Origin of the sequence: Rhodococcus spelaei, from assembly GCF_006704125.1 — a bacterium.
Taxonomy (GTDB): Bacteria; Actinomycetota; Actinomycetes; order Mycobacteriales; family Mycobacteriaceae; genus Rhodococcus_G; species Rhodococcus_G spelaei.
Map to the genome: position 1 here is coordinate 583,205 of NZ_VIGH01000001.1, position 26,477 is coordinate 609,681.

Sequence of the window (26,477 nt, forward strand, 5' to 3'; positions counted from 1 at the left end):
CGCTGACATGCCACCACTTCCATTCTGCCGGAAGGAAGGCCGGAGGGGGTGGTCCGCGACGCACTCGTGACCCGGTGCGGTCGAAGGAGTCCTGGGACCCGTCGACCGCACCGCGCGCTACTTGCCGCGGATCGCCTCGAACACCTTGGGATCGACGAGCGTCGAGGTGTCGCCCAGGTCGCGGCCCTCGGCGACGTCGCGGAGCAGGCGGCGCATGATCTTGCCCGAGCGGGTCTTCGGCAGCTCGGGCACGATCGTGATCTGGCGGGGCTTGGCGATGGGGCTGATGTCGGTGGACACCTGCGCCTTGAGTTCGGCGATGAGCGCCTCACCGGTGTTCGGGGTGCCCTCGCGGAGGATGACGAACGCCACGATGCCCTGTCCGGTGGTCTCGTCCGCGGCACCGACGACCGCGGCCTCGGCGACCCCGGGGTGGCCCACCAGCGCCGACTCGACCTCGGAGGTCGAGATGCGGTGGCCGGAGACGTTCATGACGTCGTCGACGCGGCCGAGCACCCACAGGGCGCCGTCCTCGTCGTACTTGGCGCCGTCGCCGGCGAAGTACCAGCCCTCTTCGGCGTAGCGGGACCAGTAGGTGTCCTTGAACCGCTCCATGTCGCCCCAGATGCCGCGCAGCATTGACGGCCACGGCTGGTCGAGGACGAGGTATCCGTTGCCGCCGGGGCCGAGGGGGCGGGCCTCGTCGTCGACGATCTTCGCGGAGACGCCGGGCAGCGGCGCCATCGCGGATCCGGGCTTGGTGGCGGTGATGCCGGGCAGTGGGGAGATCATGATCGCGCCGGTCTCGGTCTGCCACCAGGTGTCGACGATCGGGGCGGTGCCGCCGCCGATGACGTCGCGGAACCAGCGCCACGCCTCCGGGTTGATCGGCTCGCCGACGGAGCCGAGCAGGCGGATCGAGGACAGGTCGTGCGCGTCGGGGATCTCGCGGCCCCACTTCATGAACGTGCGCACCAGCGTCGGGGCCGTGTAGTAGATGCTGACGCCGTACTTCTCGATGATGTTGAAGTGCCGGTGCTCGTCGGGCGAGTTGGGGGTGCCCTCGTAGACGACCTGGGTGACGCCGTTGGAGAGCGGGCCGTAGACGATGTAGGAGTGTCCGGTGACCCATCCGATGTCGGCGGTGCACCAGTACACATCCTTGCCCGGCTTGTGGTCGAAGACGTTGTGGTGCGTGTACGAGGCCTGGGTGAGGTAGCCGCCCGAGGTGTGGATGATGCCCTTGGGCTTGCCGGTGGTGCCGGAGGTGTAGAGGATGAACAGCGGGTGTTCGGCGTCGAACGGCTGCGCCTCGTGTTCGGGGGAGGCGGCTGCGACCGTCTCGTGCCACCACAGGTCGCGGCCGTCGGTCCAGTCGACGTCGATGTCGGTTCGCTTGACCACCAGCACGTTTCGGACGGACTGGGCACCGTCGACCGCGGTGTCGACGGCGGTCTTGAGGGGAGCGGCCTGCCCGCGGCGCCACTGGCCGTCGGTGGTGACGACGAGCTTGGCTTCGGCGTCGTCGATGCGCGAGCGCAGTGCGGTGGCGGAGAAGCCGGCGAACACCACCGAGTGGGTCAGGCCGAGGCGTGCGCAGGCGAGCATGGTGACGATGGCCTCGGGGATCATCGGCATGTAGATCGCGACGCGGTCGCCGGCGACGAGTCCGAGGTCGGTGAAAGTGTTTGCCGCGCGGGATACTTCGGCGAGCAGGTCGTTGTAGGTCAGGGCGCGGCTGTCGCCGGGCTCGCCCTCGAATGCGATGGCGACGCGGTCGCCGTTGCCCTCGAGTACGTGCCGGTCGACGCAGTTGTAGGCGACATTGAGCTTGCCGCCGACGAACCACTTGGCGACGGGGGCGTCGGTCCAGTCGAGGACCTCGCTCCACTTCTCGTGCCAGTGCAGGCGCTGCGCCTGGTCGGCCCAGAATGCGAGGCGGTCCGCGTCCGCAGAGGCCTGCAGTTCGGGGCCCGCGTTGGCCGCCGCGGCGAACTCCGCGCTGGGCGGGTAGGTCTCGGCTGCGCTGGTGTCGGCGGTGCTGCTGGTCATGTCGCCCGTGCCCTCTTCTCGGTGTTCGATCACTGCGGTCGGCTTGCGGAGCGTGACCGCCGGGTAGTCCAATTGACGCTGCTGTGAGGGTAGTCACATGTGACCGTGAACGCACCGTTGCGCGGGGTTGCAACCTCGTGATCTGCGGCGATCGGTCGATGACGCGCGACCGACGGTCGTCCGACGCGACGAGCGGCCGGGCCGATGGTGTGATGGCCCGACGCGGTGCTCGCGGACGCGGCGCGGTGCGGCGGGGAGGTGTTGGCCGCCGGCGAGCGGCGAAGCTGGGGCGGGTACAGCGGATACTTCGCGGATCCGGACGGCTACCGGTGGGAGGTCGCCCACAATCCGGGGCTGGTAGTGGGCGAGGACGGCACCGTGACCATCGGAGACGCCACCGCCGGGTAGCGTCGAGCACCGTGAACGACCCATTGCAGCCCCTGGTGGACCTGCCCGGAGTGCTCGAGGCCGCCGACCGGGCTCGCGACGCACTCGGCGAGGTGCACCGGCACAAGACCAATCGTCGTGGCTGGCCGACGACCGCGGCCGAGGCGGCGGTCCGCGCGGCGCGGGCCTCCGCAGCCATCGACGGCGGCAGCACCGAACTGCCCGCCGAGGGCGAGGCGGGCGACCCGATTCTGGCGGGCGCGCTACGAGTGGGGCAGGCGCTCGACGGCGACGCGTTGACCATCATGACGGCGACCTGGCAGCGGGCCCCGCTGCAGGCGCTCGCGCGACTGCACCTGCTCGCGGCGGCCGGCCTGGTCGAGGACGAGGCGGAGCTCGGCCGCCCTCGCACCGCGGACGGGGTGGGGGAGCGGCTCGACCTGTTGGCGCAACTGGTCACCGGCGGCACGAAAGCTCCCGCACCGGTGCTCGCAGCGGTGGTCCACGGCGAGCTGCTGGCGCTCGCACCCTTCGGCAGCGCGGACGGTGTGGTGGCTCGGGCGGCGTCCCGACTCGTCGCCGCCTCGACGGGACTGGATCCGCACAATCTCGGTGTGCCGGAGGTCAGTTGGCTGCGCCGGCAGCAGGCGTACCGCGACGGCGCCGTCGGGTTCGCGGCCGGGACCGTCGAAGGTGTCGGCAGCTGGGTGATCCTGTGCTGCGGCGCGTTGGAAGCCGGTGCGCGCGAAGCGCTGTCGATCGCCGAGGCGGCGACGGGCTGAGTTTACGGTGTCCGCCGGATTGTACGGTGTCCGGCGGACGTGTGAAGGGAACCGAGTTCCTTTGGGGCGCTTCGTCTTCGGGGGTCTCTGCGCATGCGAAGCGGGCGGCGAGGTCGACTCTCGTCAACCTCGCCGCCCGCTAGCACGGACTACCGGGTTACCAAGCGTACAATGCGGGTTGTGATTTTTACGGCCTCGGCGTAGGCCCGGGTACCGCCAGTTCGCCTCTGCAACTGGTGCAAGGTTCTCGCCAGCGTGTGCTCGAGTCGCGCAGGCCCACAACACTTTTGCCCTTATAGTGGCTTGCTGCTCCGCGTGGGTGCCTGGTGTCCGTGCTGGGATTTCCCGACTGGGAGATCGACTCTTCTCTTCCGATTCGACCTTGGCCTGCCGTTCGTCCGTAACTCCTTTGTACCCTGTGGCACCACTCACAGCAAGGGCTTTCGGCACTGGATCGATACCAGTTTTCCGCAGGTCTCAGCGGCGGCGGCGTAGTACTCCGTACGTCAATGCGCCGGCCAGGACCGCGCCGAGGCCGACGGCCGCAGTGGTGGCCACGGCCGTCGACGACGGCGTCGCGAATCGGTCGCGTAGCGGGACCGGGTTCGAGAAAGTCAGTATGGGCCAACCGTTTCCGGCTGCCTCCTTGCGGAGAGCGCGGTCCGGGTTGACGGCAGTGGGGTGGCCGACCGCCCCGAGCATGGGTAGGTCGGTCGAGGAGTCGGAGTAGGCGTAACACCGGTCGAGGTCGTAGTTCTCGGTCCGGGCCAGCTCGCGCATCGCCTCGACCTTGCCCTCGCCGTAGCAGTAGAAGTCGAGCTCGCCGGTGAACTTACCGTCCTCGACGGCCATCCGGGTGGCCGCTGCGTGGTCGGCGCCGAGGGCCTGGGCGATCGGGGTCACCACCTCCTCGCCCGACGCGGAGACCACGACGACGTCGTGTCCGCGGAGTTTGTGGTCGGCGATCAGGTCGGCGGCCTCGGCGAACACCAACGGGTCGACGATGTCGTGCAGGGTCTCGGCGACCACCGCCCGCACCTGCTCGACGTCCCAGCCGGCGCACATGCTGGTCAGGTACGCACGCATGCGCTCCATCTGGTCGTGGTCCGCGCCGGAGAGCAGGAAGAGGAACTGGGCGTAGCTGCTCTTGAGGACCGACCGGCGGTTGATCAGACCCTGGTCGAAGAACGGTCGGCTGAAGGCCAGCGTGCTCGACTTGGCGATGATCGTCTTGTCCAGGTCGAAGAAGGCCGCTACGCGGCTGCCGTCGGATTTCCCGCTCGCGTCTGCCGTCACTCCTCGACAATAGTTGCCCGTACGGCCAGGTGCCGCCGTCGAACCGTGCCCGTGCTCGCGAACCCGGTCCAACAGGTGGGCGAGCGACCAGTTGAACTTGCGATTTTTCCGGGATCTGGGTGTAGTATTGCAACCACCTGGACTTGATCTGGGTGTGTTCAGCCCGACCCCCCGGGGCTGAACTCTGAAGACCCCCGCCTCCTCCCCCCCTGGCGGGGGTCTTCCTCTATCTATGGGCGGTTTACCGCTTTTCGCGCCCGTCGAACCCGATCTGGTGCATCCGTACCAGAATCTGTCCACAGGCCCCGGGTTGTCCACAATCGGCGGACAGCCCCTTTCCCGGGCCCGCCGCGCCGCGCAGGCTCGGTTGCATGGACGCCACGCACGCCACACCCGACCACCCGGTCGTCGCCGTGACGAAGGACACCGAACTCGCGGTCAGCATCCGCCGCGCCGCCGCGGCCGCAGATCGCCCCCTCGCCGAGCACGGGGGCCCGGTACCCAGGCGGGCCTGGGATCGCGCCCCGCACCTGCTCCTCGACGCCGGCTGCGCACACGAATGCGTCGCGGCCGGGCTGCCTCGCCGGGCCGCGGTCCAGGTGGTGTGCATCGGCACGCCCGGGCTGTCCGAGTGGCGGGCCGCCGCCGCGGTCGGGGCCGAGACGGTGCTCACGCTTCCCGACGACGAGGCGGCGCTGGTCGCTGCGCTCGCCCAACGCGCCGAACGCGCGGCCGGGGGCGGGGCGATGATCGCCGTACTCGGTGGGCGAGGTGGCGCCGGAGCGTCGACACTCGCCGCGGCCACGGCGCTGACGGCGTCCGCGCGACGTGGCCGTGGCGGCCTGCTGGTCGACTGCGACCCCCGGGGCGGGGGGCTGGACCTACTGCTCGGTGTCGAGCGGAACCCCGGTCTGCGGTGGCCCGCCGTGGTGATCGAGGGTGGTGCGGTGTCGGCCGCGGCCCTGCACGACGCGCTGCCGCGGACCGATGACGGTGTCGCGGTGCTGTCGTGCGGCCGGGGTGCCGGGGCCGCGGCGCCGGGCGCCGCGGCCTTGCGTGCGGTCGTCGAAGCCGGCCGGGGCGTGGGTGACCTGGTGGTGTGCGATGTGCCCCGGCAGCCGGGGTCGGCGACCGAGACGGTGCTGGACCTGGCCGACCTGGTGGTCGTGGTGGTCCCGGCCCAGCTGCGAGCGGCGGCCGCCGCCGAGACGCTCGCGGCGGCCGTGCGCGGCAGCCACCCCAATGTCGGGGTGGTGGTGCGCGGCCCGGCGCCCGGTGGTCTGCGCGCGGCCGACATCGCGGACCTGCTGGGACTGCCGCTGCTGGCCGCGATGCGACCCGAGCCGGGGCTGGCCGGCGCGCTCGAACGCGGCGGGTTGCGGCTGCGACGGCGATCGCCGCTCACCGGTGCGGCCACCGCCCTGCTCGACCTCCTCGACGCCGGCGCCGGGCGGGCGTCGTGAGCGCCCTGGTCTCCGCGGACCTGCTCGACCGGGTGCGCGGACGCCTCGCTCAGACCTCCGTGTCCCCGACCCCTGCCACGGTGGCCGCGGCCATTCGGGCCGAGTCCTCCGGCGTGCTCGGCGACACCGACCTGCTCGACGCGCTGCGGGTGCTGCAGACCGAGCGGACCGGGGCCGGGGCGCTGGAACCGCTACTGGCGCAACCGGATGTATCGGATGTGTTGGTCACCGCGCCGGACGAGGTGTGGGTGGACCGTGGGTCCGGACTGGAGCGGTCCGAGGTGTCCTTCCCGGACGAGGCGGCGGTGCGCAGACTCGCCCAACGCCTCGCGCTGGCGGCCGGGCGCCGGCTCGACGACGCCCAACCGTGGGTCGACGGCAGGCTGCCCGGTTCGCCGGGCGTGGACTTCGGGGTGCGGTTGCATGCGGTCTTGGCGCCGGTCGCGCAGGCGGGGACGTGCCTGTCACTGCGAGTGCTGCGGCCGGCGACTCAGGGCCTCGACGCGCTGTGCGCGAGCGGCACGGTTCCGACGGACGCGCACGAGTTGCTCTTGCGCATGGTCGACGCCCGGCTCGCCTTCCTGGTGGTCGGAGGAACCGGCGCGGGAAAGACCACGCTCTTGGCGGCACTTTTGGCGAAAGTCGCTGCGCGCGAGCGCATCATCTGCGTCGAGGATGCGGCCGAACTGGCCCCGGCCCACCCGCATGTCGTGCGACTGGTCGCGCGAGCGCCGAACGTCGAGGGAGTCGGGGAGGTGACGGTCCGGCAGCTGGTGCGTCAGGCGCTGCGGATGCGTCCGGACCGGATCGTGGTCGGCGAGGTCCGCGGAGCCGAGGTCGTGGACCTGCTCACCGCGCTGAACACCGGTCACGACGGTGGTGCGGGTACGGTGCACGCGAACTCGCCGGAGGAGGTTCCGGCCCGTCTCGAGGCGTTGGCGGCGCTCGGCGGGATGGACCGAGCCGCGCTGCACAGCCAACTGGCCGCCGCGGTCCAGGTGGTGCTGCACGTGCATCGAGCCGCGAACGGCCGGCGCCGCCTCACCCAGATCGGGGTCCTCGAACGGGACCGGCACGGCGAGGTGACCGTGGTTCCAGCCTGGGCGGTGCGCGAACCCCGGTGCGCAGGAGCGGATCGGCTCCACGCGCTACTCGAACGGTCGGGCAGATGATCCCCGCGCTGCTGCTGTGCGCGGTCGCGCTGCTCGTCGCGCCGCCGGGCGACCTCCGCCGGCGGCTGCGTCCGATGTCGGCGGGGCCACCTCCAGCGGTGCGGGTGGTGGGTCTGCGGGCGCTCGGTGTGGGCGCAATCGGCGTGGCCGCGTTCGTGGGACCGGCGGCCGCCCTCGCCGCCGCGATCGTGGTGGGCACCACGGCGCATCGCGAGCGACGGCGTCGACTCGGCCGCGGCCGCGCCGCCGAGCAGCGGGGTCTGCTCGCCGCGCTCGAGGTGGCGGTCGGGGAGTTGCGGGTCGGCTCGCACCCGGCGAGTGCCTGCGCGTCCGCCGCGCAGGAGTCGAAAGGTGCTGCCGCCGAGGCCTTCCGCGGAGCGGAGGCCACCGCACGGCTGGGCGGTAGCGCCGCCGAGGGTCTGCGTGTGCCGGGGGCGTCGATCGACGCCGATCTCGACCGGATCGCGGCGGCGTGGCAGGTCGCCGAACGGCACGGCATCGCGCTGGCTGATCTCCTGGATGCGGCGCGCGCGGACCTGGTGGGGCGCATCAGGTTTCGGGGCCGTGTCGAGTCGGGGCTCGCCGGCGCCCGCGCCACCGCCGCGGTCCTCGCGGGCTTGCCGTTGCTGGGGATCGCGCTCGGGCAGCTGATGGGTGCAGGTCCGGTGCGGGTCCTGCTGTCCGGCGGGCTCGGCGGCATCCTGTTGGTCCTGGGCACGGTGCTGGCGTGTGCGGGGTTGCTGTGGACGGACCGGATCACCGGCCGGGTGGCGGCATGATCGCCGTCTCGGTGGTGCTGCTCGGGGCGGCGCTGCTGGTGGCGCCCGGTGCCACCGCCGCGACCGGTCGCCTGCGGGCGGCGGTGCGGCCCACCGCGGAACCGGGAGAGTCGACGGTCGTGGGGCCTGCAGTGGACGATCCGATGGCGGGTGCGGCGGGGTACGACCTGCTGGCCGCGTGTCTGCGATCGGGTCTGCCGATGGCGGTCGCGGCGGCCGCGGTCGCGCCGACCAGTCCGGAGCCGCTCGCGGGCGCGCTCCGTTCGGCGTCGAACCTGCTCGCGCTCGGTGCCGAACCCGAGATCGCCTGGGCGAAGGCCGCCGCGGAACCGGAAACCGAGACCTTGGCGCGGACGGCCCGTCGCTCCGCGCGGTCCGGGGCCTCGCTCGCGGTCGCGATGTCGGAGCTGGCCACGGAATGCCGCACCGCGGTGGAGGACCGTGGTGCCGCCGCCGCGGAGCGGGCCGGAGTTCTGATCAGCGGACCGCTCGGACTCTGCTTCCTGCCCGCGTTCCTGTGCCTGGGAATCGTGCCGGTGGTGGTCGGCCTGGCGACGCGGGTGCTCGGTCAGGGACTGCTGTGAGTGCGCCCGTGCGTGCTCCGAATCGCCGCCGCGGAGAGGCCGAGGCGGACGTGAAGAAGGGGGATCATCATGTCGATCAAGAGTGTGCGTGGTCTGGCTCGGGGTGCGGTCACCGCAACCCAGCGTCGGTTGCTGCTCGCCGCGGTCGCGGAGGAGGGGATGTCCACGGCGGAGTACGCCATCGGGACTATTGCGGCCGCGGCCTTCGGGGCAGTGCTCTATACCGTGGTCACGGGGGATTCGATCGTGACGGCGCTGACCAACATCATCGACAAGGCGCTCAACACCGCGGTGTGAGCAGGCGCCTCGGCCGGGTTACCGGGGAGACGGGTGCGGTCACGGTGGAGGCGGCCATCGCGATCGCCTCGATCGTGGTGGTCGTGATGCTGTGCGTCGGAGCGGTTCTCGCGGTGTCCGCACAGGTCCGGTGTGTCGACGCGGCGAGGGAGTCGGCGCGGCTCGTCGCCCGCGGGGATCGGGAGGAGGCGGTCCCCGCGGGTCGACGGGTCGCGCCTCGTGGCGCCCGGGTGGAGGTGCGCGAGGAGGGTGGGTACGTCACCGCGCGGGTTTCCACCGAGGTCGCATTGCTGCCCCTGTTGCGGGTGTCGGCGGAAGCGGTCGCCGCCGTGGAGGAACTGCCCGAAGTCGAGGCCCGCGAGCCGCAGGCGGACCGGGACGGCGGTGGGCGGTGAGGGACGAGCGAGGTTCGGCGACCGTACTCGCCTGCTTCGCGATGCTCGCGCTCATCTCGTTGACGCTGGTGGTCGGGCACCTGGGTGCGGCGGTCGCGGCGCGGCACCGGGCGCAGGCCGCGGCCGACCTCGGTGCGTTGGCTGCCGCGGCAGCAGTCGACCGCGGCGAGGAGGCGGCATGCGCGGCCGCGCGGGCCGTCGCGGACCGGATGGTGGCGGCGCTGCGCGAGTGCCGGATCGAGGGCTGGGACGCGGTCGTGACCGTCGGGGCGCGGGTCGGTCTCGCCGCGGTCGGGACGGGTGACGCGGTGGCCGCGGCGCGGGCGGGTCCGGTCGACCTGCAGTAGTCCGACAAGTCTGATACATGAGGTTCTGTGGCAACACGCCCCGCTCCCCGGCATGCCGCCGCGCGGCCAATGGCAGGATTCCCGACGTGACCACCACAGTTCGACCCTCGACGCGGCTGCGTTCCTGGCTGCTCGCGGACATCACCGAGGAGCCTGCCGGGCACCAGGGACCGTTCCGGTCGCCACCGAACGAGGAGCACAAGCACTCCTGGTGGAAGGTGATGTGCCTGACAGGCGTCGACTACTTCTCGACCCTCGGGTACCAGCCGGGCATCGCAGCGCTCGCGGCCGGCGTGCTGTCGCCGCTGGCGACGCTGGTGCTGGTCGCGTTGACCCTGCTCGGCGCGTTGCCGGTGTACCGGCGGGTCGCCAAGGAGAGCCCCCGCGGTGAGGGATCGATAGCGATGCTGGCGCGGATGCTGCCCAAGTGGGGCGGGAAGATCTTCGTCCTGGTGCTGCTCGGATTCGCCGCGACCGACTTCATCATCACCATGACGCTCTCGGCTGCCGACGGCGCCGCGCACCTGGTGGAGAACCCGTTCGCGCCGGACGTGCTGCACGGCCGGAACCTGCTCGTCACCCTGGTCCTGCTGGCGCTGCTGGCCGCGGTCTTCCTCAAAGGGTTCTCCGAGGCCATCGGCATCGCGGTGGGTCTTGTCGGGGTGTACCTGGCGCTCAACCTGGTCGTGGTCGGGGTCGGGCTCTGGCATGTCGCGACCGCCCCGTCCGTGGTCACTGACTGGACCTCGGCGCTGACCACCGAACACGGCAATCCGTGGATGATGGTCGCGATCTCGCTGCTGGTCTTTCCGAAGCTCGCGCTGGGCCTGTCCGGCTTCGAGACCGGGGTCGCGGTCATGCCGCAGATCAGCGGTGACGACACCGACACCCGCGCGGCCCCCCGCGGCCGGATCCGTGGCGCCCGGCACCTGCTCACCACCTCCGCGCTGATCATGAGCGCCTTCCTCATCGTCACCAGCTTCATCACCACGGTGTTGATCCCGGCGCCGCAATTCGAATCGGGCGGTGAGGCGAACGGCCGCGCCCTGGCCTACCTCGCGCACAACTACCTCGGGAACGCTTTCGGCACGGTCTACGACGTCAGCACCATTGCGATCCTGTGGTTCGCCGGTGCCTCCGCGATGGCCGGCCTGCTGAACCTGGTGCCGCGGTACCTGCCGCGGTTCGGGATGGCGCCGGACTGGGCGCGGGCGGTCCGGCCGCTGGTGCTGGTGTTCGCGGTCATCGCGTTCGGCATCACCTGGTACTTCGACGCCGACGTCGACGCGCAGGGCGCCGCCTACGCCACCGGCGTGCTGGTGCTGATCACCTCCGCGGCCGTCGCCGTGACCCTGTCGGCTCGGCGTCGGGGCGAGCGCCGCAAGCTGGTCGGCTTCGGCGTGGTCGCGGTGATCTTCCTCTACACGACGGTCGTCAACGTCTTCGAACGCCCCGAGGGCGTGCAGGTGGCCGCGCTGTTCATCCTCGCGATCCTGGTGGTCTCGTTCGCCTCCCGGTTCCGCAGGGCCTTCGAGTTGCGGGCCGAGGCGGTCAGCTACGACGAGACCGCCATGAAGTTCATCGAGGAGGCCGCGCTCGGGACCATCCGGATCGTCACCCACGACGTCGACCGCCGCGATTCCGACGAGTACCGCCAGAAGGCGTCCGAGCAGCGGAGCGAGAGCCACATCCCCGGAGACGAGCCGATCCTGTTCCTGGAGGTCAACGTCAAGGACTCCTCGGAGTTCGCGACCAAACTCCGGGTGCACGGCCGCCAACGCGACGAGCACCGCATCCTGTGGGTCAACAGTGCCGTGATCCCGAACTCGATCGCAGCGATCCTGCTCGACATCCGAGACCGGACCGGGACCATCCCACACGTCTACTTCGAATGGACGGAAGGCAATCCCGTCACCAACCTGCTGCGGTTCCTGTTCATCGGGCAGGGCGAGGTGGCGCCCGTGACCCGTGAGGTTCTGCGCCGAGCGGAACCGGACGTCTCCCGACGACCCCACGTCCACGTCGGATAGGGCGGGCGATGAAGGTAGACGGACGCGAGGTACCGGTCCACGGCAGCCTGCTGCAGCCGCTGCGCCGGCGGACCAGTGATCAACTCCGCGTTGCGCTCTCGGGCGTCTGCGTCTTGACGGTGGTGATCGTGTCCCTGGTCACCCGTGGGCGTTGGGAGTCGCTCGAGCACTCGATTTCCGACCTCATCGGCGTCGCGTCGCCCCAGTTCTCGAACCTCGCGTACTCGCTGTACGGTGTCGCGATCCTGGCGCTGCCGTTCGCGATCCTGCTCGGGATCGTCGTCGGCAGACGCTGGAAACTGCTGGCCGGGTACGCCGCGGCGGCACTGATCGCGGGAATTGCGCTGTCCTTCACGGGAAGTGGAATCGCCGCCCCGCAGTGGCACCTCGACCTCACCGCCCACCTGGACACCTTCCTCTCGCAGTTCCTCGACGATCCGCGGTGGATCGCGATGCTCGCCGCCGTGCTCACCGTGTGCGGGCCGTGGCTGCCGAAGCGGTTCCGGATGCTGTGGTGGGTGCTGCTCCTCGCATTCGTCCCGATCCACCTGTTCGTCAGCGCTGTCGTGCCGGCGCGCTCGATGCTCGGGCTCACCGCGGGCTGGTTCGTCGGTGCGCTGGTCGTGCTGTTCGTCGGGACCCCCGCGCTGGAGGTCCCGGTCGACGTCGCGCTGCGGGTCCTCGACCGGCGTGGACTGCGCGTGCAGGAGTTGACCGTGCTCAGCCCGGCGGGGCCCGGGCCGCTGGTGCTGTCCGCCCTGTGCCGGGTGGCGCCCGGTCGCGACGTGGTCGACCGCCCGTGGCCCCGGGCAGGTGAACCCGACCCCCCGGTGTCGGCGACCGGTGCGGCGGGATGCGACGGCGGGACCACGACCGTGGTGCTCGACCTGTTCGGCCAGCATCAACGCAGTGAGGCGGCCGTTCGGCAGGCCGGCCGCTGGTTGACCTTGCGCAGTTCGGAGACGCCTGCCGCGTTCGCGTCGCTGCAGCGGGCGGTCGAGCACCGCGCGTTGATGTCGACCGCGATCAACGGACTCGGGTTGTCCGCGAACTGGCCGGTCGCGGTGTCCTCGCTCGATCGCGGATGGATGCTCTACGCGCACACCGCCTCCCGTGGTGAGCCCCTCGACGGAGATCAGCAGGATCAGCTCGTCGCGGTGTGGGACGGCCTGCGCCGACTGCACGCCCGGCAGATCTCACACGGCGACCTGCGTCCGGAAAACATCCGGACGGCGGCAGGGGTGGCCCGGTTCGAGGGTTTCGCGCGGTCCGAGATCGGCGCGTCGGAGGCCCAGTTGCAGTCCGACGTGGCGCAGCTGCTGTTGGTGTCGGCGGAGCTGTTCGGGGCGGAACCCGCCGTGCGCGTCGCGATCTCGGCGGTGGGTGCGGATCAGGTGATCGCCGCCTCGGGGCGGCTCACCCGGACCGCGATGCCCAAACGGATCCGTCGGACGGCGCCGAACGTGGCCGAGCTGATGAAGACGACGCGGGCGGAGGTCCGCGCCCAGACGAACACCGAGGAGATCCGCACCGAGCAGGTCACCCGCTTCAGCCGCAACCAGTTGATCCAACTGGTGCTGCTGATCGGTCTGGTCTACGTCGCGTACCCGTTCGTCAGCCAGGTGCCGACCTTCCTCACCGAACTGCGGTCGGTGAACTGGATGTGGGCGCTGCTCGGACTGGTGGTGTCCGGACTGACGTACGTCGGCGCCGCCGCTGCGCTCTGGGCCTGCGCGAGCGAGTCGGTGAGCTTCAAGAACCTCACGATCATGCAGGTCGCGAACACCTTCGCCGCCACCACCACCCCGGCCGGCGTCGGGGGTCTGGCGCTGAGCGTTCGGTTCCTGCAGCACAACGGACTCGGCGGTGTGCGCGCCACCGCGGCGGTCGCGCTGCAGCAGACGGTCCAGGTGGTCACCCACATCGTGTTGCTGGTCGTCTTCAGTGTCGCGGCGGGCAAGAGTGCGGACCTCTCGCACTTCATTCCGCGGGGGACCGTGCTCTACCTGATCGCGGGCCTTGTGCTGGGAGTGGTCGGTGCGTTCATGGTGGTGCCCAAGCTGCGGCGCTGGCTGCGCGACGACCTGCGTCCCCAGATCGCCGACCTCACCACCGAACTGGTCGACCTGGCCCGCGACCCCGGCCGGTTCCTGATCATCGTCGGCGGCTGTGCGGGCACGACTCTCGGTGCGGCGCTGGCGCTCTGGGCGAGCGTCGCGGCGTTCGGGGGTGGTGCCACCTTCATCACCGTCACCATTGTCACGATGATCGGTGGCACCCTGGCCTCCGCCGCACCGACCCCCGGTGGCGTCGGCGCCGTGGAGGCCGCGCTGATCGGTGGGCTCGCCGCATTCGGCGTGCCCGCGAGCGTCGCGGTGCCCTCCGTGCTGCTCTATCGGGTGCTCACCTGCTGGCTGCCGGTCTTCATCGGCTGGCCGACCATGCACTGGCTGCAGCGCAACGACCTCATCTGAACCCCGACCACTATCACGCCGGGCGCGGGAGGGGGGTGAGGGTGTCGAGGACGGCGGACAGCAACCGCACGGCGCCGTCCTTGTCGAGCGGGTTGTTGCCGTTGCCGCACTTCGGCGACTGCACGCAGGAGGGGCACCCGGCCACGCATTCGCAGGACCGGATCGCGTCCCGGGTGGCGCGCAGCCACGGCCGGAGCTCCGCGTGGCCGCGGTCGGCGAAGCCTGCCCCACCGGGGTGCCCGTCGTAGACGAACACCGTCGGCAGGCCGGTGTCCGCGTGCAGCGCTGTCGAGACCCCGCCGATGTCGCCGCGATCGCAGGTCGCGACCAGCGGCAGCAGTCCGATGGCCGCGTGCTCGGCGGCGTGCAGCGAGCCGGGGAACCGGTCTGCGGTGATGCCGGCGGCCTCCATCAGTTCCGGTGTGACGGTGTACATCACGGCGCGTGTCCGTAGGCTCTGCGGCGGCATGTCCAGCTCGACCGAGTCGAGGATCTCGCCGGACGGCAGCCGCCGCAGGTACCCGACCACCTGGTGGGTGACCTCGACCTCGGTGAGCGCGGTGACGACGGCACCGTGCTCGCTGCGGTCGAGTACGCCGGTGACCACGATGTCGGTGGTCTCCCGCGCCGAGGTGGTCCACTCCGGGGTCTCGGCATGCACCAGGGCGAGCCCGTTCTCCAGGTCGAGGTCGTCGACGACGAACGACTCGCCCTGGTGGATGTGCACGGCGCCGGGGTGCGCGGTCGCGGGGGCGCGGCCGCCGTCGACAGTGCCGAGCATTCGCCCGGACTCGGCGTCGACGATCGCGACCTGCAGCCCGATGCCACCGCGGATGTCCACGGCAGCATGCGGATTCGACTCGGCGGTGACGAACCAGCCGTGCGCGCGTCTGCGGATCAGGCCGCGGGAGGCGAGCTCGGTGAGCACCTCGACCGCGCCGAACTGTTCCACCTCGGCGTCGCTGAGCGGTAGTTCCATTGCAGCGCAGAGCAGTTGGGGTCCCAGTACGTACGGGTTGGTCGGGTCGGTGACGGTGGCCTCGACCGGCTTGTCCAGCAGCGCGGCGGGGTGGTGCACCAGGTACGTGTCGAGCGGGTCGTCGCGCGCGACCAGCACCACGAGGGACCCCTCGCCCCGCCTGCCGGACCGCCCGGCTTGCTGCCAGAAGGAGGCGACCGTGCCGGGGAACCCCGCGACCACCACCGCGTCCAGTCCGGCGATGTCCACGCCCAGTTCCAACGCGTTGGTGGTCGCGGCGCCGAGCAGGGTGCCGTCGGCCAGCGCGGCCTCCAGCGCGCGCCGGTCCTCGGCCAGGTAGCCGGCCCGGTACGCGGCGACCCGTTCGGCGAGGTCCGGGTCCACTTCGGCGAGCAGTCTCTTCGCCCCCATCGCGGTGAGTTCCGCGCCGCGGCGGGACCGCACGAAGGTGAGGGTGCGGGCCCCCTCCACCACCAGGTCGGCCATGATCCGCGCGGCCTCGGATCCGGCGGCGCGGCGCACCGGCGCACCGTTCTCCCCGGTCATCTCGGCGAGCAGTGGCGGCTCCCACAGTGCGACCGTCCGCGGTCCGTGTGGGGAGCCGTCCTCGGTGACCTGCAGGCACGGGGCGCCGATCAGTCGGCCGGCGGCGGCGCCGGGGTCGGCTGTCGTGGCGCTGGCGAGGATGAAGACCGGGTCCGCGGCGTATCGGCGGGCGATGCGTCGGAGCCTGCGCAGTACGAGCGCGACATTGGATCCGAAAACTCCGCGATAGGAATGGCATTCGTCGATGACGACATAACGCAGTCGACGAAAGAAATGCGCCCATCGTTGATGGGAGCGGAGCATGCCGATATGCAGCATGTCCGGATTGGTGAATACCCAGCGCGAGTTCGTGCGCACCCATTGCCGGACTTCGGTCGGGGTGTCGCCGTCGAATGCGTTGGGGAAGACACCTGTCAGTGCCTCGGCTTCGTCGCAGAGCGCGGTGACAGCGCGGATCTGGTCGGCGCCGAGTGCCTTGGTCGGCGCCAGGTAGAGCGCGGTGGCGAGGGGGTCCTCGGCGAGGGCGGTCAGGATCGGCAACTGGTAGGCCAGGGACTTTCCGGACGCGGTCCCGGTCGCGACGACCACGTGCGAGCCCGCCGCGGCATGCTCGGCGGCTTCCGCCTGGTGCGTCCAGGGCAGGGGAATTCCGTTCTCCCGCAAGGCGTCGACTACCTCGGGGTGTGCCCAGGCCGGCCACTGTGCGTACTGCGACTGCCTGGCCGGCAGTTCTGCCACGTGGGTCAGCGGATCCTCCCCGCGTGCGGTGCCCGCCAGGACACGGCCGAGCAGGCTGTGTCCGTAGCTCGTCGCATCGGCGTCGGGTGGGATCAAGGGGTGCTCCGGGTTCGTGTGTCGGTCGTGCTTACCATGTCCGACCTGGGGTTTTGATGCTACTGGGGGGTGTTCGCGGCGGGCGCGACGACCCTCCCGAACGGCGATTGGTCCGGTTGGTGTGCGGTTACCAGCAGGTAGTCGGCAACAAGATCATTTCTTTATGGGTTTTCGACTGTTGTGGTGGCACGAAGCGTGGTTGACTAATAACTGGTCGCAGCTTCTGTGTTCGTGTACGCGCTCGCAGGATCGATGTTGCGAGCGGTGTGCTCGATGCTTTTCCTGAGGGGGAAATCAGCGGTACAGCGGTCGGAACCGGCCCGGTGGGCTGTTAAGGGCCGTCCGCCGCATCCGGTGTTAGAAAGCGAAGGAAAAGTATGGCACAGGGCACTGTGAAGTGGTTCAACGCGGAGAAGGGCTTCGGCTTCATCGCCCCCGAGGACGGCTCCGCTGACGTCTTCGTCCACTACTCCGAGATCCAGGGCAGCGGATTCCGCACGCTCGAGGAGAACCAGCGCGTCGAGTTCGAGGTCGGTCAGGGCACCAAGGGTCCCCAGGCCACCGGCGTTCGCGCGGTCTGATTCGTCAGTACCTCGGTACGGATTGCACTCGTCCCCCATCGCCGCAAGGTAATGGGGGACGAGTTGTCTGTGCGGCGGGTTTGTCTGTGGGGGCGAGTTGTCTGTGCGGGCGTGACCCGGCCTGTCGACCGATTCGGCGGGTGCGTCCCATTTGTGTTGGCGCGCCAGCGAACAACGCGCCGGTGAGCGATTTGGGGCTACTGTCGCTGGTGTGAACCAGCTGTCCTTCTTCTCCGCGGACTCGGTCGCGCCCGAGGTGGCCGACCTGAGCGGGTTGCTGGCCGGGCCGGGCCAGCTCGTGGCCGCCGCCGACCGGGCGCGGGTCTCGGTGGTGGTCGACGCGCAGTGGCGGGCCGACGCGATCGCCGAGCTGATCGAGGACGCCGGGCTGGTCGCCGAGCTGACCCACTCCGACGAGGGCCGACCGTTGGTCCGGACCGGCTCGGTGGCCGAACTGGCCGTGCTCGCGGTGCGGTGGACCAAGGGGGCGGTCAAGGCCGTGCCCGCCGGCTGGGTCCCGGGACCCCGAGCCCTGCGCGCCTGGACGCTGGCGTCCGGACGGGCCGAGGGCGACGGCGACCGATTCGTGCTCGGCCTCGACCCGCATGCCCCCGAGACCCATGCGGTGCTCGCCCAGTCCCTGATGCGCGCGGGCATCGCGCCGACGATGTTCGGCACCCGCGGCGCCAATCCGGGACTGCGGATCGTCGGCCATCGTCGACTACTGCGGTTGGTCGAGAACATCGGCGAGCCGCCTGACCACCAGGAGGCGCGCGCGGCGTGGCCGCGGGTGTAGAACAGTCGACACGGGACTGATCTGCAAGGATTGGTCCACGGTGTGTCACGCTGTAACCGATGTGATCACCGTTTCGAGTCGAGGAAGGTGCAGGCAAACAACGTGGCAGCCCGGGAGAAGGACACGGCGGGAGATTCGTCTACCCCAGCCGGCCAGACGCGCCGTCTCGTGATCGTCGAGTCGCCGACCAAGGCCCGCAAAATCGCGCCCTACCTGGGCAAGAACTATGTCGTCGAGGCGTCGGTCGGGCACATTCGGGACCTGCCGCGCGGTGCCGCGGACGTGCCCGCCAAGTACAAGGGTGAGCCCTGGGCGCGGCTCGGCGTCAACGTCGACCACGACTTCGAGCCCCTCTACGTGGTCAGCCCCGACAAGAAGTCGAAGGTCACCGAGCTCAAGAGCCTGCTCAAGGACGCCGACGAACTCTTCCTCGCCACCGACCCCGACCGCGAGGGCGAGGCCATCGCCTGGCACCTGCTCGAGACTCTGAAGCCGAAGATCCCGGTCCGCCGGATGGTCTTCCACGAGATCACCAAGCCCGCGATCCTCGCGGCCGCCGAGGACACCCGCGACCTCGACCAGGACCTGGTCGACGCGCAGGAGACCCGCCGCATCCTCGACCGGTTGTACGGCTACGAGGTCAGCCCGGTGCTGTGGAAGAAGGTCATGCCGAAGCTGTCGGCGGGCCGCGTGCAGTCGGTGGCCACCCGCGTCATCGTCCGGCGTGAGCGCGAGCGCATGGCGTTCCGCACCGCCGAGTACTGGGACATCTCCGCCACCCTCGACGCGGGCGCCGACGCCAGCCCGCGCAGTTTCGGGGCCCGACTGGTCAGTGTCGACGGCTCCCGCGTCGCCTCCGGCCGCGACTTCGGGGCGGACGGCGCGCTCAAGTCCACCGGCGTCACGGTCCTCGACGAGGGCCACGCCCGGCAGCTCGCCGAGGCGCTGCACGGTGTCGACCTGACGGTGTCCTCCGCCGAGGACAAGCCGTATACCCGCAAGCCGTACCCGCCGTTCATGACCTCGACGCTGCAGCAGGAGGCGGCCCGCAAGCTGCGGTTCTCCTCGGAGCGCACCATGCGCACCGCGCAGCGGCTGTACGAGAACGGCCACATCACCTACATGCGTACCGACTCGACGACGCTCTCGCAGTCGGCGATCTCGGCGGCGCGCGCCCAGGCCACCGAGCTGTACGGCGCCGAGTACGTGAGCCCGTCGCCGCGCCAGTACACCCGCAAGGTGAAGAACGCGCAGGAGGCGCACGAGGCGATCCGTCCCGCGGGCGACGTGTTCGCGACGCCGGGGCAGCTGCACAGCCAGCTCGGCACCGACGAGTTCAAGCTCTACGAGCTGATCTGGCAGCGGACGGTCGCGTCGCAGATGCAGGACGCGCGCGGCACCACATTGACGCTGCGCATCACCGGCACCGCCAGAAGTGGTCAGGAAGCGACCTTCTCGGCGTCCGGCCGGACGATCACGTTCCCCGGCTTCCTCAAGGCGTACGTCGAGTCCGTGGACGAGGAGGCCGGCGGCGACTCCGACGACGCCGAGTCGCGACTGCCGGTTCTCGTTGCGGGGCAGGGCGTCACGGCCACCAAGCTGGATCCGGACGGGCACACCACCAACCCGCCCGCCCGCTTCACCGAGGCCAGTCTGATCAAGACGCTCGAGGAACTCGGTATCGGCCGGCCGTCCACGTACGCCTCGATCATCAAGACGATTCTCGACCGCGGCTACGTCTACAAGCGCGGCAGCGCGCTGGTTCCGTCGTGGGTGGCGTTCGCCGTGATCGGACTGCTCGAGTCGCACTTCGGCCGGCTGGTGGACTTCGACTTCACCGCGGGCATGGAGGACGACCTCGACGAGATCGCCGGCGGTCGTGAGCAGCGCGCAAACTGGTTGTCCAGCTTCTACTTCGGTGGCGAACACGGTGCCGAAGGCTCGGTGGCCCGCTCGGGCGGCCTGAAGAAGATGGTCGGCACCAACCTCGAGGACATCGACGCGCGCGAGGTGAACTCGATCCGGCTCTTCGACGACGCCGAGGGCCGCGAGGTGCACGTACGGGTCGGCCGGTTCGGACCGTACCTCGAGCGGATGGTCGTCAATCCCGATGACCCCGAAGGGGATCCGATCTCGCAGCGGGCCAACCTGCCCGACGACCTGCCGCCCGACGAGCTCACCCCGGAGTACGCCGAGAAGCTGTTCGCGACGCCGCAGGACGGGCGCAAACTCGGTGTGGACCCGCTGACCGGACACGAGATCGTCGCCAAGGAAGGCCGTTTCGGTCCGTACGTGACCGAGATCCTGCCCGAGCCGCCGTCCGAGCCGGAGCCGGACATCGTGCCGGTGCCGGTCGAGGAGACGGCCGACGGCACGGTGAAGACGAAGGCGCCGGCCAAGAAGGTGGCGAAGAAGGCCGCGAAGAAGGCGGCCGGGCCGAAGCCGCGCACCGGTTCGCTGCTCAAGTCGATGGACGTGGCGACGGTGACGCTCGAGGACGCCCTGCGGCTGCTGTCGCTGCCGCGGGTGGTCGGCGTCGACCCGGAGTCGAAGGAAGAGATCACCGCGCAGAACGGCCGCTACGGCCCGTACCTGAAGAAGGGCACGGACTCTCGTTCGCTGGCGAACGAAGAGCAGATGTTCACCGTCACCCTCGAGGAGGCGCTGAAGATCTACTCCGAGCCCAAGCGGCGGGGGCGCCAGGGCGCCGCGACGCCGCCGCTGCGTGAACTCGGCAACGACTCGGCCACCGACAAGCCGATGGTGATCAAGGACGGTCGCTTCGGTCCCTACGTCACCGACGGCGAGACCAACGCCAGTCTGCGCAAGGGTGACGAGGTCGAGACCATCACCGACGAGCGTGCTTCGGAGCTGCTGGCGGACCGTCGGGCCCGCGGTCCCGCGCCGAAGAAGACCGCGAAGAAGGCGGCGAAGAAGGCTCCGGCCAAGAAGGCCGCCGCGAAGAAGACGGTCGCGAAGAAGGCCGTTGCGAAGAAGACGACCGCCAAGAAGGCCCCCGCGAAGAAGGCTGCGCCGGAGCAGGACTGAACTCCGTCGGGGGAACGCGATCGTGTACCGCGAGCTGGAGTGCGGCGTACCCGGGGCGGTCGCGTGGTCGGTCGTCTCACCCGCCCCCGACGCCGAGGCGTTCGTGCTGCCCGACGGCTGCATGGACCTGATCTGGCACGAGCGCGGATTCGTGGTCGCGGGTCCGGACACGGTCGCCCACCGCACGAGTGCCGCGGGGCCCCGCGCGATCGGGTTGCGATTCGCGCCGGGGCTGGGTCCGCGGGTGTTCGGGGTGTCAGCCGACGCGCTGCGTGACACCCGGCTCTCGCTCGACGAACTGTGGCCGGCTGCGGTGGTGCGCAGGCTGTCCGACGCCGCCGAGGTGGACCCGCTGCGGGCGATCGCGGACGAGGCGCGTCGTCGGCTGGAGGGCGTCGGCCGACCGGTCGAGACCGAGATCGCGGCGTACCTGGCCGCCGGAGCGTCGGTGTCGGCGGCCGCGACGATGCTGGGGTGGAGCGACCGTCGACTGCATCGAAAGTCGTTGTCCGCGTTCGGGTACGGTCCGAAGACCCTCTCCCGGGTGTTGCGGTTCGACCGGGCGTTGTCCGCGGCGCGAACCGGCACCCCTTTCGCGCGGGTCGCCGCGGAGACGGGGTACGCCGACCAGGCGCACCTCGCCCGTGAGGTGCGCGCGCTGGCCGGCGTGTCCCTGAGTGCCCTGGTCGGTCAGCCGGGCAGTGCCGCGAAGAGGTCGACGGTATTGCCGTCCGGGTCCTTCAGCGTTGCGTAGCGCTGTCCCCAGAACGCGTCGAACGGCGCGAGTTCACCCACGCAGCCGACTCCGGTCAGCTCGGTGTACTTCGCGTCCACGTCGGCGGGGGAGCCGCAGTCGAACGCCAGCGCCGGACCGCCCGCGCTGGGCGTGAAGTCGGGGTGGAAGCTGCGGATGGTGTCGACGGTGTCCCAGGCCAGGCGCAGTCCGCCGGGCAGGGTCACCTCGAAGTGCGGCTCGGTGACCGACTCGGCGGGCAGGTCGAGGCCGAGTCGTCGGTAGATGTCGAAGGAGCGGGCCATGTCGGCCGTGACGAGACCGATCAGGGAGATGCATGGGGTCATGGCGTCGACCGTACGACGAGCCCGGGGGCGTCGTCTTGAACGTTTCGGACGGCCACGGCGGCGGGAACGTCGGCACCGGTCGTTAGGCTGTGGCGCATGGCGGGTGTCTTCGATCGGCTGGTCGGCCAGCAGCATGTCGAGACCGAACTGACGGCGGCCGCGACGGCGGCGCGGGGCGGTAGCGAGGCGGCGGGATCGTCGATGACCCACTCGTGGCTGTTCACCGGACCACCCGGATCGGGGCGCTCGGTCGCCGCGCTGTGCTTCGCGGCTGCGTTGCAATGCACCAGCGACGGTCCGCCCGGATGCGGAACCTGCCACGCCTGCACGACGACGATGGCCGGCACCCACGGCGACGTGCGACGGGTGATCCCGGAGGGCCTGAGCATCAGCGTGGCCGAGATGCGCGGCATCGTGCAGACCGCGTCGCGCAGGCCGAGCACGGGCCGCTGGCAGGTCGTGGTGGTCGAGGACGCGGACCGGCTGACCGAGGGCGCCGCGAACGCACTGCTGAAGGTCGTCGAGGAGCCGCCGGCGCGGACGGTGTTCCTGCTGTGCGCGCCGTCGGTGGACCCACAGGACATCTCGGTGACGCTGCGCTCGCGCTGCAGGCACGTGGCGCTCGTGACCCCGTCCGTGACGGCGATCGCCGGGGTGCTGCGCGACCGCGACGGACTCGACGCGGAGACTGCGACCTGGGCGGCGTCGATCAGCGGTGGGCATGTGGGCCGCGCACGCCGGCTGGCCACCGACGAGGAGGCCCGGACCCGTCGCAGCCAGGCGCTGGGCATCGCGTCGGCGGCGACGCGGGCCGGCACCGCCTACGCGGCCGCGGACGAGCTGGTGCGCGCCGCCGAGGCCGAGGCCAAGGAGATGAGCGCTGCGCGGGACGAGCGGGAAACCGAGGAGCTGCGCACGGCCCTCGGCGCGGGCGGTACCGGCAAGGGTGCGGCCGGGGCGCTGCGCGGCTCGGCGGGCGCGCTCAAGGACCTCGAGCGCAGGCAGAAGTCGCGGGCGACCAGGACTGGTCGCGACAGCCTGGACCGCGCGCTGATGGACCTGGCGGGCCTGTACCGGGACGCGCTGGCGGTCTCGCTCGGGTCCGACGCGCAGCCGAATCATCCGGACAAGGCCGACCAGGTGGTGAAGATGGCCGCCGCGGGCGGTCCGGCGGCATTGCTGCAGTGTGTGGAGGCGGTACTCGAGTGCCGCGAGGCGCTGTCGACCAACGTCAAACCGCGTTTCGCGGTGGCCGCAATGGTCGCGAAACTGGGGGCTGCGCTCAGTTAGGCGGGGGCCGTTTTCGCATCCGCGCCCCGAGCCGTTAGACTCCTGCTTGCTCGATCGCAAGGTCGGGCGCGCTGCCTTAGCTCAGTCGGTAGAGCATTTCACTCGTAATGAAAAGGTCGAGAGTTCGATTCTCTCAGGCAGCTCAGCGGAACCCCAGGTGAGAGCACGATGCACCTGGGGTTTTCTGTGTCTTCGGGTGGTGGATTGCATCGGAGCGCGATGCGGGCCTGGTGAAAGGCAACGGCAGCGCCCCGCTTTAGTTGGACGTCCGTGTAGTCGCCGGACCGAGTAGTTTCCGTTACTGTGACTAACAGTACCGCTCGTCCCCAACCCGAGCGGTACAGGTGCCACCAGCCTTGCCCTCCTCGTGCTGGTGGGACCGCCTGAGTTCGGGTTCGCGGCAGGAATTGCCTACCGTGGATCCTCTCCCGATGGGGCGGTCCGGCCGGTGGCCGGGCCGTCTCAGTCGGAGTGGAGCCGGAGCTGTCAGGCGTAGAGCCGTGCGATGAAGGCACCGATGTTCTCGCGGACCCGTTCGACCTTCTCCTCGATGCTGAGGTGTTCGCGATACTTGTTGCCGAGTGCGGGCCTCTTCAGATTCCGTGCGTACAGCGAGCACGCGAGGTCGGTGCACATGTAGGTACCGGTCGTGTTGCCGCGGCGTCCGGAATCGCCCGCCCTGGCCGCGGTCATCAGGGAAACGCCGCCGCCGGTGTGCGTGGTCTTGCAGATCGAGCACATCTGCGCGCGCCCGGACCCGGCTGTCGGGTAACGCATCGCGACACCGACGAGACGATCGTCGTGCGGGACGACGAGGTAGCACCGTCCCGGCAACGACGGTGCGCCCCAGCCGAGGAAGTCCAGATCCTCCCAGGGGCGGTCGTCCAGGTCCCGCGGCACGGGCAGGCGCTTGGCGTCGCCTTTGGAGCAGTTCACGAACGACGACCGGATGTCGTGTTCGGTGACGGGGATCATGACGGAATCGGCTCCTCGGTTCGGATTGCTGACAGAACGGAATCGACGCTACGGCTGGTCGCGGCCCGGGCAAAGGGATTTTCGCCGGTCGGCGCCGCGACCTGCGGCGGTTGGTGACCGGAAACTGTCGGAACCACGCGGTACGTTTCGGGCATGAGCGAACCCGTGAAAGGACCCGCGTCCTACTTCCCGTCGATCGAGCAGAAGTACGGCCGTCCGATCAGTGAGTGGCAGGGGCTGATCCGGTCCTCCGAACTGACCAAGCACATGGAGTTGGTCAACTGGCTCAAGACCGAGCACGGCATGGGGCACGGCCACGCGAACGCGCTCGTCGCGCACACGTTGAAGGAGGACGCAGCGGGGTCGTGACAGGCGCCGGCGATGCCTGACTGCCGGCAAGTCCTTGGTCGGCGAGTTGCCGGAACCGGGCGAACGGGCGGGCGGTCTCTGGTAAGTCTGACCGGCATGAGGAAGATGATCGTCGCGGCGCTCGGCGTCGGGGTTCTCCTGGTTGCCGGTTGCGGCAGCGACGGAGATTCGAAGTCTGGAATGGACCTGACGTCCGCGCCCGCATCCGGATCGGGGCAGGGCGAGCCGGACCTGACGTTGTACAAGGTCGGGGCGCCGGTCAGCAACGGCGGGGTGACCGTGACCGTCCGGTCCGCGACCTCGGTGCCCGCCATCTCGATGGCGTCGTCGGCGGGCGAGTTCGCCGACCAGGCCGCGCCCGCGGGCGAGAAATACGTGGCGGTCGACGCAGTGGTCAGAAACGACTCTGCCGCCCCGTTCGACCTGTCCTGTGGGAAGTCGATCGGTAACCGGCTCGTCGACGAGCAGCGCCACCAATTCGACATCATTGCCTCCCTCGACAAGGTGCAGGGCAACCCCGTGTGTGGCGTCACCCTGCAGCAGGGCTCGGAGTCGCCAATGAAGTGGGTCTTTGCCGTCCCGGTCGACGCGACGCCGAGGGCTTTCGGCTTCTACGACACGGAGACCCAGCAGCCGACCGAGGTGAAGGTGGTCGACCTGAAGACTCAATAGCATCTCGGCGGCGTCATCGTGATCGGCAACTGTCGGCGAATTGGAAGGTAACTCTCCAACTGATCCCAGGTACGGCTCGGATGATGAAAAGGAGCGGTGTACGAAATGCCGCCCTGCCGAGAAGGGATCAGCGATGACGGTTCAGTCCAGACCCCGTCGCCCGCTCAGACTGTGTGCCCAGATCGCCTGCGTGGGAATTCTCGCCGCTGCGCCACTGGTTGCGGTTGCCGCACCTGCGCTCGCCGACCCGAGTTACAGCGACAACGGCGGGTACGACCACAACTATCCCGACGACAGCTACCACGGCTGGGACCAGCACGCCGGCACCGCGAACTACGCCCACGAGGGCGACTACAACCAGGATGACCGCGGCGACGGCGGCAACGGCGGCGACCCGGGTTGCCCCTACCGGGCGCAGAGCGAGCAGTGGTGGCAGCACTGCGTCCCGCAGCAGTGACGGCAGTGACGGCAGTGACGGCAGTGACAGCGGGGACGGCAGTGACTGCCCCGAGCGGTGACCGCCGAACGGCAGCGCTGTGGACAACTCCGGCGCGTCTCACCCAGGTCACGGCAACGCGCCGGAGGTCTCTTTTCCACAACACGCCGCCGCTGGTGCTATCCACAACCCCGGAGATGCGGTCTGTGCAGGTAGGAAGAGTTTCAACGGTGTAATTCTCGGGACCATCCCCAGGTTGTCCACAGTCCTCGGGGCGTTGTGCATAGGTTTGTCCACAGCTGTGGACAGGCTCCTGCCCACCGATCAGCAGCTGATCCGATCGAGGATCACCGAGTGCACATGGTGGGCCTTGTCCATCCCGCGGAAGTCCGCCTCGAACGTGTCCGGGCCCGCGGTGAGTGCGACGCTGCTCGACGAGAAGAACTGCCCTGCCCACGACTTGTTGCTCAGGAAGGACACGGACCGGATGTTCCCGTACGGAATCGACGTGATCGCAACGCGTTTGCCGACGAAGCTGCGGTCCTGAATGACGACCCGACGATCGGTCAGGCCGAGAAATCCGGTGCCCGCCCCGATGCAGTCGTAGACGGCTATGACCGTCTCGCCCTCGAGGAGTCCTTGCTGCACCTGCTTCAACTGGTCGGCCTTGTCGAAGATCGGTTCGCTCATGGTCTGCTCCAGGTGTTCGGAGGGGTGGGAATCAAGGGGATCGGGGGAGGTCAGGGTTCGATGCACGTCCCCTCCACCGTACGAGTCGACCGGCCGCCGGCGCGTGATTCGGACTATCGTTTG

Annotated in this window: 25 protein-coding genes and 1 tRNA gene; 20 read left to right on the forward strand and 6 right to left on the reverse strand. The window is 70.1% G+C overall.

Annotated elements, in window-relative coordinates; all coding sequences use genetic code 11:
- Positions 1–117: 117 nt before the first annotated feature.
- Positions 118–2,052 (reverse strand): acetate--CoA ligase, encoded by a 1,935-nt coding sequence (gene acs / locus FK531_RS02645; RefSeq protein WP_142095059.1) that lies wholly within the window; start codon positions 2,050–2,052, stop codon positions 118–120.
- A gap of 225 nt (positions 2,053–2,277) precedes the next feature.
- Between acs and FK531_RS02650 the strand changes: the two genes are divergently transcribed.
- Positions 2,278–2,460 carry a VOC family protein gene (locus FK531_RS02650; RefSeq protein WP_246097782.1) on the forward strand — a complete coding sequence of 61 codons (183 nt, stop codon included), beginning with the start codon at positions 2,278–2,280 and terminating at the stop codon, positions 2,458–2,460.
- Positions 2,461–2,471: 11 nt separating this feature from the next.
- Positions 2,472–3,221, forward strand: a complete 750-nt coding sequence (locus FK531_RS02655; RefSeq protein ID WP_142095060.1) for a Fic family protein — start codon at positions 2,472–2,474, stop codon at positions 3,219–3,221.
- Positions 3,222–3,698: 477 nt separating this feature from the next.
- Here FK531_RS02655 and FK531_RS02660 read toward each other — a convergent pair whose 3' ends face one another.
- Positions 3,699–4,517, reverse strand: a complete 819-nt coding sequence (locus tag FK531_RS02660) for an HAD-IB family hydrolase (RefSeq protein WP_142095061.1) — start codon at positions 4,515–4,517, stop codon at positions 3,699–3,701.
- Between the two features lie 371 nt (positions 4,518–4,888).
- On the opposite strand from FK531_RS02660, the gene ssd reads away from it, so the two are divergent.
- The 9 genes from ssd (at position 4,889) to FK531_RS02705 (ending at position 14,058) form a co-directional block, all read left to right on the forward strand.
- Complete coding sequence (gene ssd, locus FK531_RS02665) at positions 4,889–5,980, forward strand: septum site-determining protein Ssd (RefSeq protein WP_142095062.1); 1,092 nt, start codon at positions 4,889–4,891, stop codon at positions 5,978–5,980.
- Positions 5,977–7,152: a TadA family conjugal transfer-associated ATPase gene (locus FK531_RS02670; RefSeq protein WP_142095063.1), complete on the forward strand. Its 1,176-nt coding sequence runs from the start codon at positions 5,977–5,979 to the stop codon at positions 7,150–7,152. The genes ssd and FK531_RS02670 overlap by 4 nt, the downstream gene beginning before the upstream one ends.
- Entirely contained in the window at positions 7,149–7,931 is a 783-nt protein-coding gene (locus tag FK531_RS02675) for a type II secretion system F family protein (protein WP_142095064.1), read from the forward strand. The genes FK531_RS02670 and FK531_RS02675 overlap by 4 nt, the downstream gene beginning before the upstream one ends.
- Positions 7,928–8,515 carry a type II secretion system F family protein gene (locus tag FK531_RS02680; RefSeq protein WP_142095065.1) on the forward strand — a complete coding sequence of 196 codons (588 nt, stop codon included), beginning with the start codon at positions 7,928–7,930 and terminating at the stop codon, positions 8,513–8,515. The genes FK531_RS02675 and FK531_RS02680 overlap by 4 nt, the downstream gene beginning before the upstream one ends.
- A gap of 69 nt (positions 8,516–8,584) precedes the next feature.
- Positions 8,585–8,812, forward strand: a complete 228-nt coding sequence (locus FK531_RS02685) for a DUF4244 domain-containing protein (RefSeq protein ID WP_142095066.1) — start codon at positions 8,585–8,587, stop codon at positions 8,810–8,812.
- Positions 8,809–9,207: a TadE family protein gene (locus FK531_RS02690; protein WP_142095067.1), complete on the forward strand. Its 399-nt coding sequence runs from the start codon at positions 8,809–8,811 to the stop codon at positions 9,205–9,207. The genes FK531_RS02685 and FK531_RS02690 overlap by 4 nt, the downstream gene beginning before the upstream one ends.
- The gene (locus tag FK531_RS02695) at positions 9,204–9,554 is read left to right on the forward strand and encodes an Rv3654c family TadE-like protein (RefSeq protein ID WP_142095068.1); all 351 of its coding nucleotides are present in this window, start codon (positions 9,204–9,206) and stop codon (positions 9,552–9,554) included. The genes FK531_RS02690 and FK531_RS02695 overlap by 4 nt, the downstream gene beginning before the upstream one ends.
- Before the next feature lie 86 nt (positions 9,555–9,640).
- A complete protein-coding gene (locus FK531_RS02700; protein WP_142095069.1) occupies positions 9,641–11,584 on the forward strand; it encodes an APC family permease in 1,944 nt (647 codons plus the stop codon).
- An 8-nt stretch (positions 11,585–11,592) separates the two neighbouring features.
- The gene (locus FK531_RS02705) at positions 11,593–14,058 is read left to right on the forward strand and encodes a lysylphosphatidylglycerol synthase transmembrane domain-containing protein (protein WP_142095070.1); all 2,466 of its coding nucleotides are present in this window, start codon (positions 11,593–11,595) and stop codon (positions 14,056–14,058) included.
- A 13-nt stretch (positions 14,059–14,071) separates the two neighbouring features.
- Here FK531_RS02705 and FK531_RS02710 read toward each other — a convergent pair whose 3' ends face one another.
- The gene (locus FK531_RS02710) at positions 14,072–16,417 is read right to left on the reverse strand and encodes a DEAD/DEAH box helicase (protein WP_142095071.1); all 2,346 of its coding nucleotides are present in this window, start codon (positions 16,415–16,417) and stop codon (positions 14,072–14,074) included.
- A gap of 377 nt (positions 16,418–16,794) precedes the next feature.
- On the opposite strand from FK531_RS02710, the gene FK531_RS02715 reads away from it, so the two are divergent.
- The 4 genes from FK531_RS02715 (at position 16,795) to FK531_RS02730 (ending at position 21,596) form a co-directional block, all read left to right on the forward strand.
- Entirely contained in the window at positions 16,795–16,998 is a 204-nt protein-coding gene (locus tag FK531_RS02715) for a cold-shock protein (protein WP_005248460.1), read from the forward strand.
- Between the two features lie 211 nt (positions 16,999–17,209).
- Positions 17,210–17,794, forward strand: coding sequence for a hypothetical protein (locus FK531_RS02720; RefSeq protein ID WP_142095072.1), 585 nt, complete (start codon positions 17,210–17,212; stop codon positions 17,792–17,794).
- A gap of 102 nt (positions 17,795–17,896) precedes the next feature.
- The gene (gene topA / locus FK531_RS02725; RefSeq protein WP_142095073.1) at positions 17,897–20,842 is read left to right on the forward strand and encodes a type I DNA topoisomerase; all 2,946 of its coding nucleotides are present in this window, start codon (positions 17,897–17,899) and stop codon (positions 20,840–20,842) included.
- Positions 20,843–20,864: 22 nt separating this feature from the next.
- Positions 20,865–21,596 (forward strand): helix-turn-helix domain-containing protein, encoded by a 732-nt coding sequence (locus tag FK531_RS02730; protein WP_142095074.1) that lies wholly within the window; start codon positions 20,865–20,867, stop codon positions 21,594–21,596.
- On the opposite strand, the gene FK531_RS02735 is transcribed toward FK531_RS02730, so the two are convergent.
- Positions 21,533–21,922 carry a VOC family protein gene (locus FK531_RS02735; RefSeq protein WP_142095075.1) on the reverse strand — a complete coding sequence of 130 codons (390 nt, stop codon included), beginning with the start codon at positions 21,920–21,922 and terminating at the stop codon, positions 21,533–21,535. The two genes, FK531_RS02730 and FK531_RS02735, sit on opposite strands and share 64 nt — an antisense overlap.
- Before the next feature lie 96 nt (positions 21,923–22,018).
- Between FK531_RS02735 and FK531_RS02740 the strand changes: the two genes are divergently transcribed.
- Both FK531_RS02740 and FK531_RS02745 read left to right on the forward strand, forming a co-directional pair.
- Positions 22,019–23,212 (forward strand): DNA polymerase III subunit delta', encoded by a 1,194-nt coding sequence (locus tag FK531_RS02740; RefSeq protein WP_142095076.1) that lies wholly within the window; start codon positions 22,019–22,021, stop codon positions 23,210–23,212.
- 70 nt (positions 23,213–23,282) lie between these two features.
- Positions 23,283–23,355, forward strand: a tRNA-Thr gene (locus tag FK531_RS02745).
- A gap of 343 nt (positions 23,356–23,698) precedes the next feature.
- On the opposite strand, the gene FK531_RS02750 is transcribed toward FK531_RS02745, so the two are convergent.
- Positions 23,699–24,187, reverse strand: a complete 489-nt coding sequence (locus FK531_RS02750) for an FBP domain-containing protein (protein WP_142095077.1) — start codon at positions 24,185–24,187, stop codon at positions 23,699–23,701.
- A gap of 153 nt (positions 24,188–24,340) precedes the next feature.
- Between FK531_RS02750 and FK531_RS02755 the strand changes: the two genes are divergently transcribed.
- The 3 genes from FK531_RS02755 to FK531_RS02765 all read left to right on the forward strand — a co-directional run bounded on the left by FK531_RS02755 (position 24,341) and on the right by FK531_RS02765 (position 25,685).
- Entirely contained in the window at positions 24,341–24,556 is a 216-nt protein-coding gene (locus FK531_RS02755) for a DUF4287 domain-containing protein (RefSeq protein ID WP_142095078.1), read from the forward strand.
- A 96-nt stretch (positions 24,557–24,652) separates the two neighbouring features.
- The gene (locus FK531_RS02760; RefSeq protein ID WP_181762787.1) at positions 24,653–25,228 is read left to right on the forward strand and encodes a DUF4352 domain-containing protein; all 576 of its coding nucleotides are present in this window, start codon (positions 24,653–24,655) and stop codon (positions 25,226–25,228) included.
- A gap of 133 nt (positions 25,229–25,361) precedes the next feature.
- Positions 25,362–25,685, forward strand: a complete 324-nt coding sequence (locus tag FK531_RS02765) for a hypothetical protein (RefSeq protein ID WP_142095080.1) — start codon at positions 25,362–25,364, stop codon at positions 25,683–25,685.
- Between the two features lie 303 nt (positions 25,686–25,988).
- On the opposite strand, the gene FK531_RS02770 is transcribed toward FK531_RS02765, so the two are convergent.
- Positions 25,989–26,354: a PH domain-containing protein gene (locus tag FK531_RS02770; RefSeq protein WP_142095081.1), complete on the reverse strand. Its 366-nt coding sequence runs from the start codon at positions 26,352–26,354 to the stop codon at positions 25,989–25,991.
- Positions 26,355–26,477: the final 123 nt, after the last annotated feature.

What these genes read in the sequence shown, in the direction of transcription:
- acs (WP_142095059.1), bottom strand. Translation starts at nt 2,052, where the DNA reads ATGACCAGCAGCACCGCCGACACCAGCGCAGCCGAGACCTACCCGCCC.
- ssd (WP_142095062.1), top strand. Translation starts at nt 4,889, where the DNA reads ATGGACGCCACGCACGCCACACCCGACCACCCGGTCGTCGCCGTGACG.
- FK531_RS02675 (WP_142095064.1), top strand. Translation starts at nt 7,149, where the DNA reads ATGATCCCCGCGCTGCTGCTGTGCGCGGTCGCGCTGCTCGTCGCGCCG.
- FK531_RS02680 (WP_142095065.1), top strand. Translation starts at nt 7,928, where the DNA reads ATGATCGCCGTCTCGGTGGTGCTGCTCGGGGCGGCGCTGCTGGTGGCG.
- FK531_RS02685 (WP_142095066.1), top strand. Translation starts at nt 8,585, where the DNA reads ATGTCGATCAAGAGTGTGCGTGGTCTGGCTCGGGGTGCGGTCACCGCA.
- FK531_RS02705 (WP_142095070.1), top strand. Translation starts at nt 11,593, where the DNA reads ATGAAGGTAGACGGACGCGAGGTACCGGTCCACGGCAGCCTGCTGCAG.
- FK531_RS02715 (WP_005248460.1), top strand. Translation starts at nt 16,795, where the DNA reads ATGGCACAGGGCACTGTGAAGTGGTTCAACGCGGAGAAGGGCTTCGGC.
- FK531_RS02735 (WP_142095075.1), bottom strand. Translation starts at nt 21,922, where the DNA reads ATGACCCCATGCATCTCCCTGATCGGTCTCGTCACGGCCGACATGGCC.
- FK531_RS02740 (WP_142095076.1), top strand. Translation starts at nt 22,019, where the DNA reads ATGGCGGGTGTCTTCGATCGGCTGGTCGGCCAGCAGCATGTCGAGACC.
- FK531_RS02750 (WP_142095077.1), bottom strand. Translation starts at nt 24,187, where the DNA reads ATGATCCCCGTCACCGAACACGACATCCGGTCGTCGTTCGTGAACTGC.
- FK531_RS02755 (WP_142095078.1), top strand. Translation starts at nt 24,341, where the DNA reads ATGAGCGAACCCGTGAAAGGACCCGCGTCCTACTTCCCGTCGATCGAG.
- FK531_RS02760 (WP_181762787.1), top strand. Translation starts at nt 24,653, where the DNA reads ATGAGGAAGATGATCGTCGCGGCGCTCGGCGTCGGGGTTCTCCTGGTT.
- FK531_RS02765 (WP_142095080.1), top strand. Translation starts at nt 25,362, where the DNA reads ATGACGGTTCAGTCCAGACCCCGTCGCCCGCTCAGACTGTGTGCCCAG.
- FK531_RS02770 (WP_142095081.1), bottom strand. Translation starts at nt 26,354, where the DNA reads ATGAGCGAACCGATCTTCGACAAGGCCGACCAGTTGAAGCAGGTGCAG.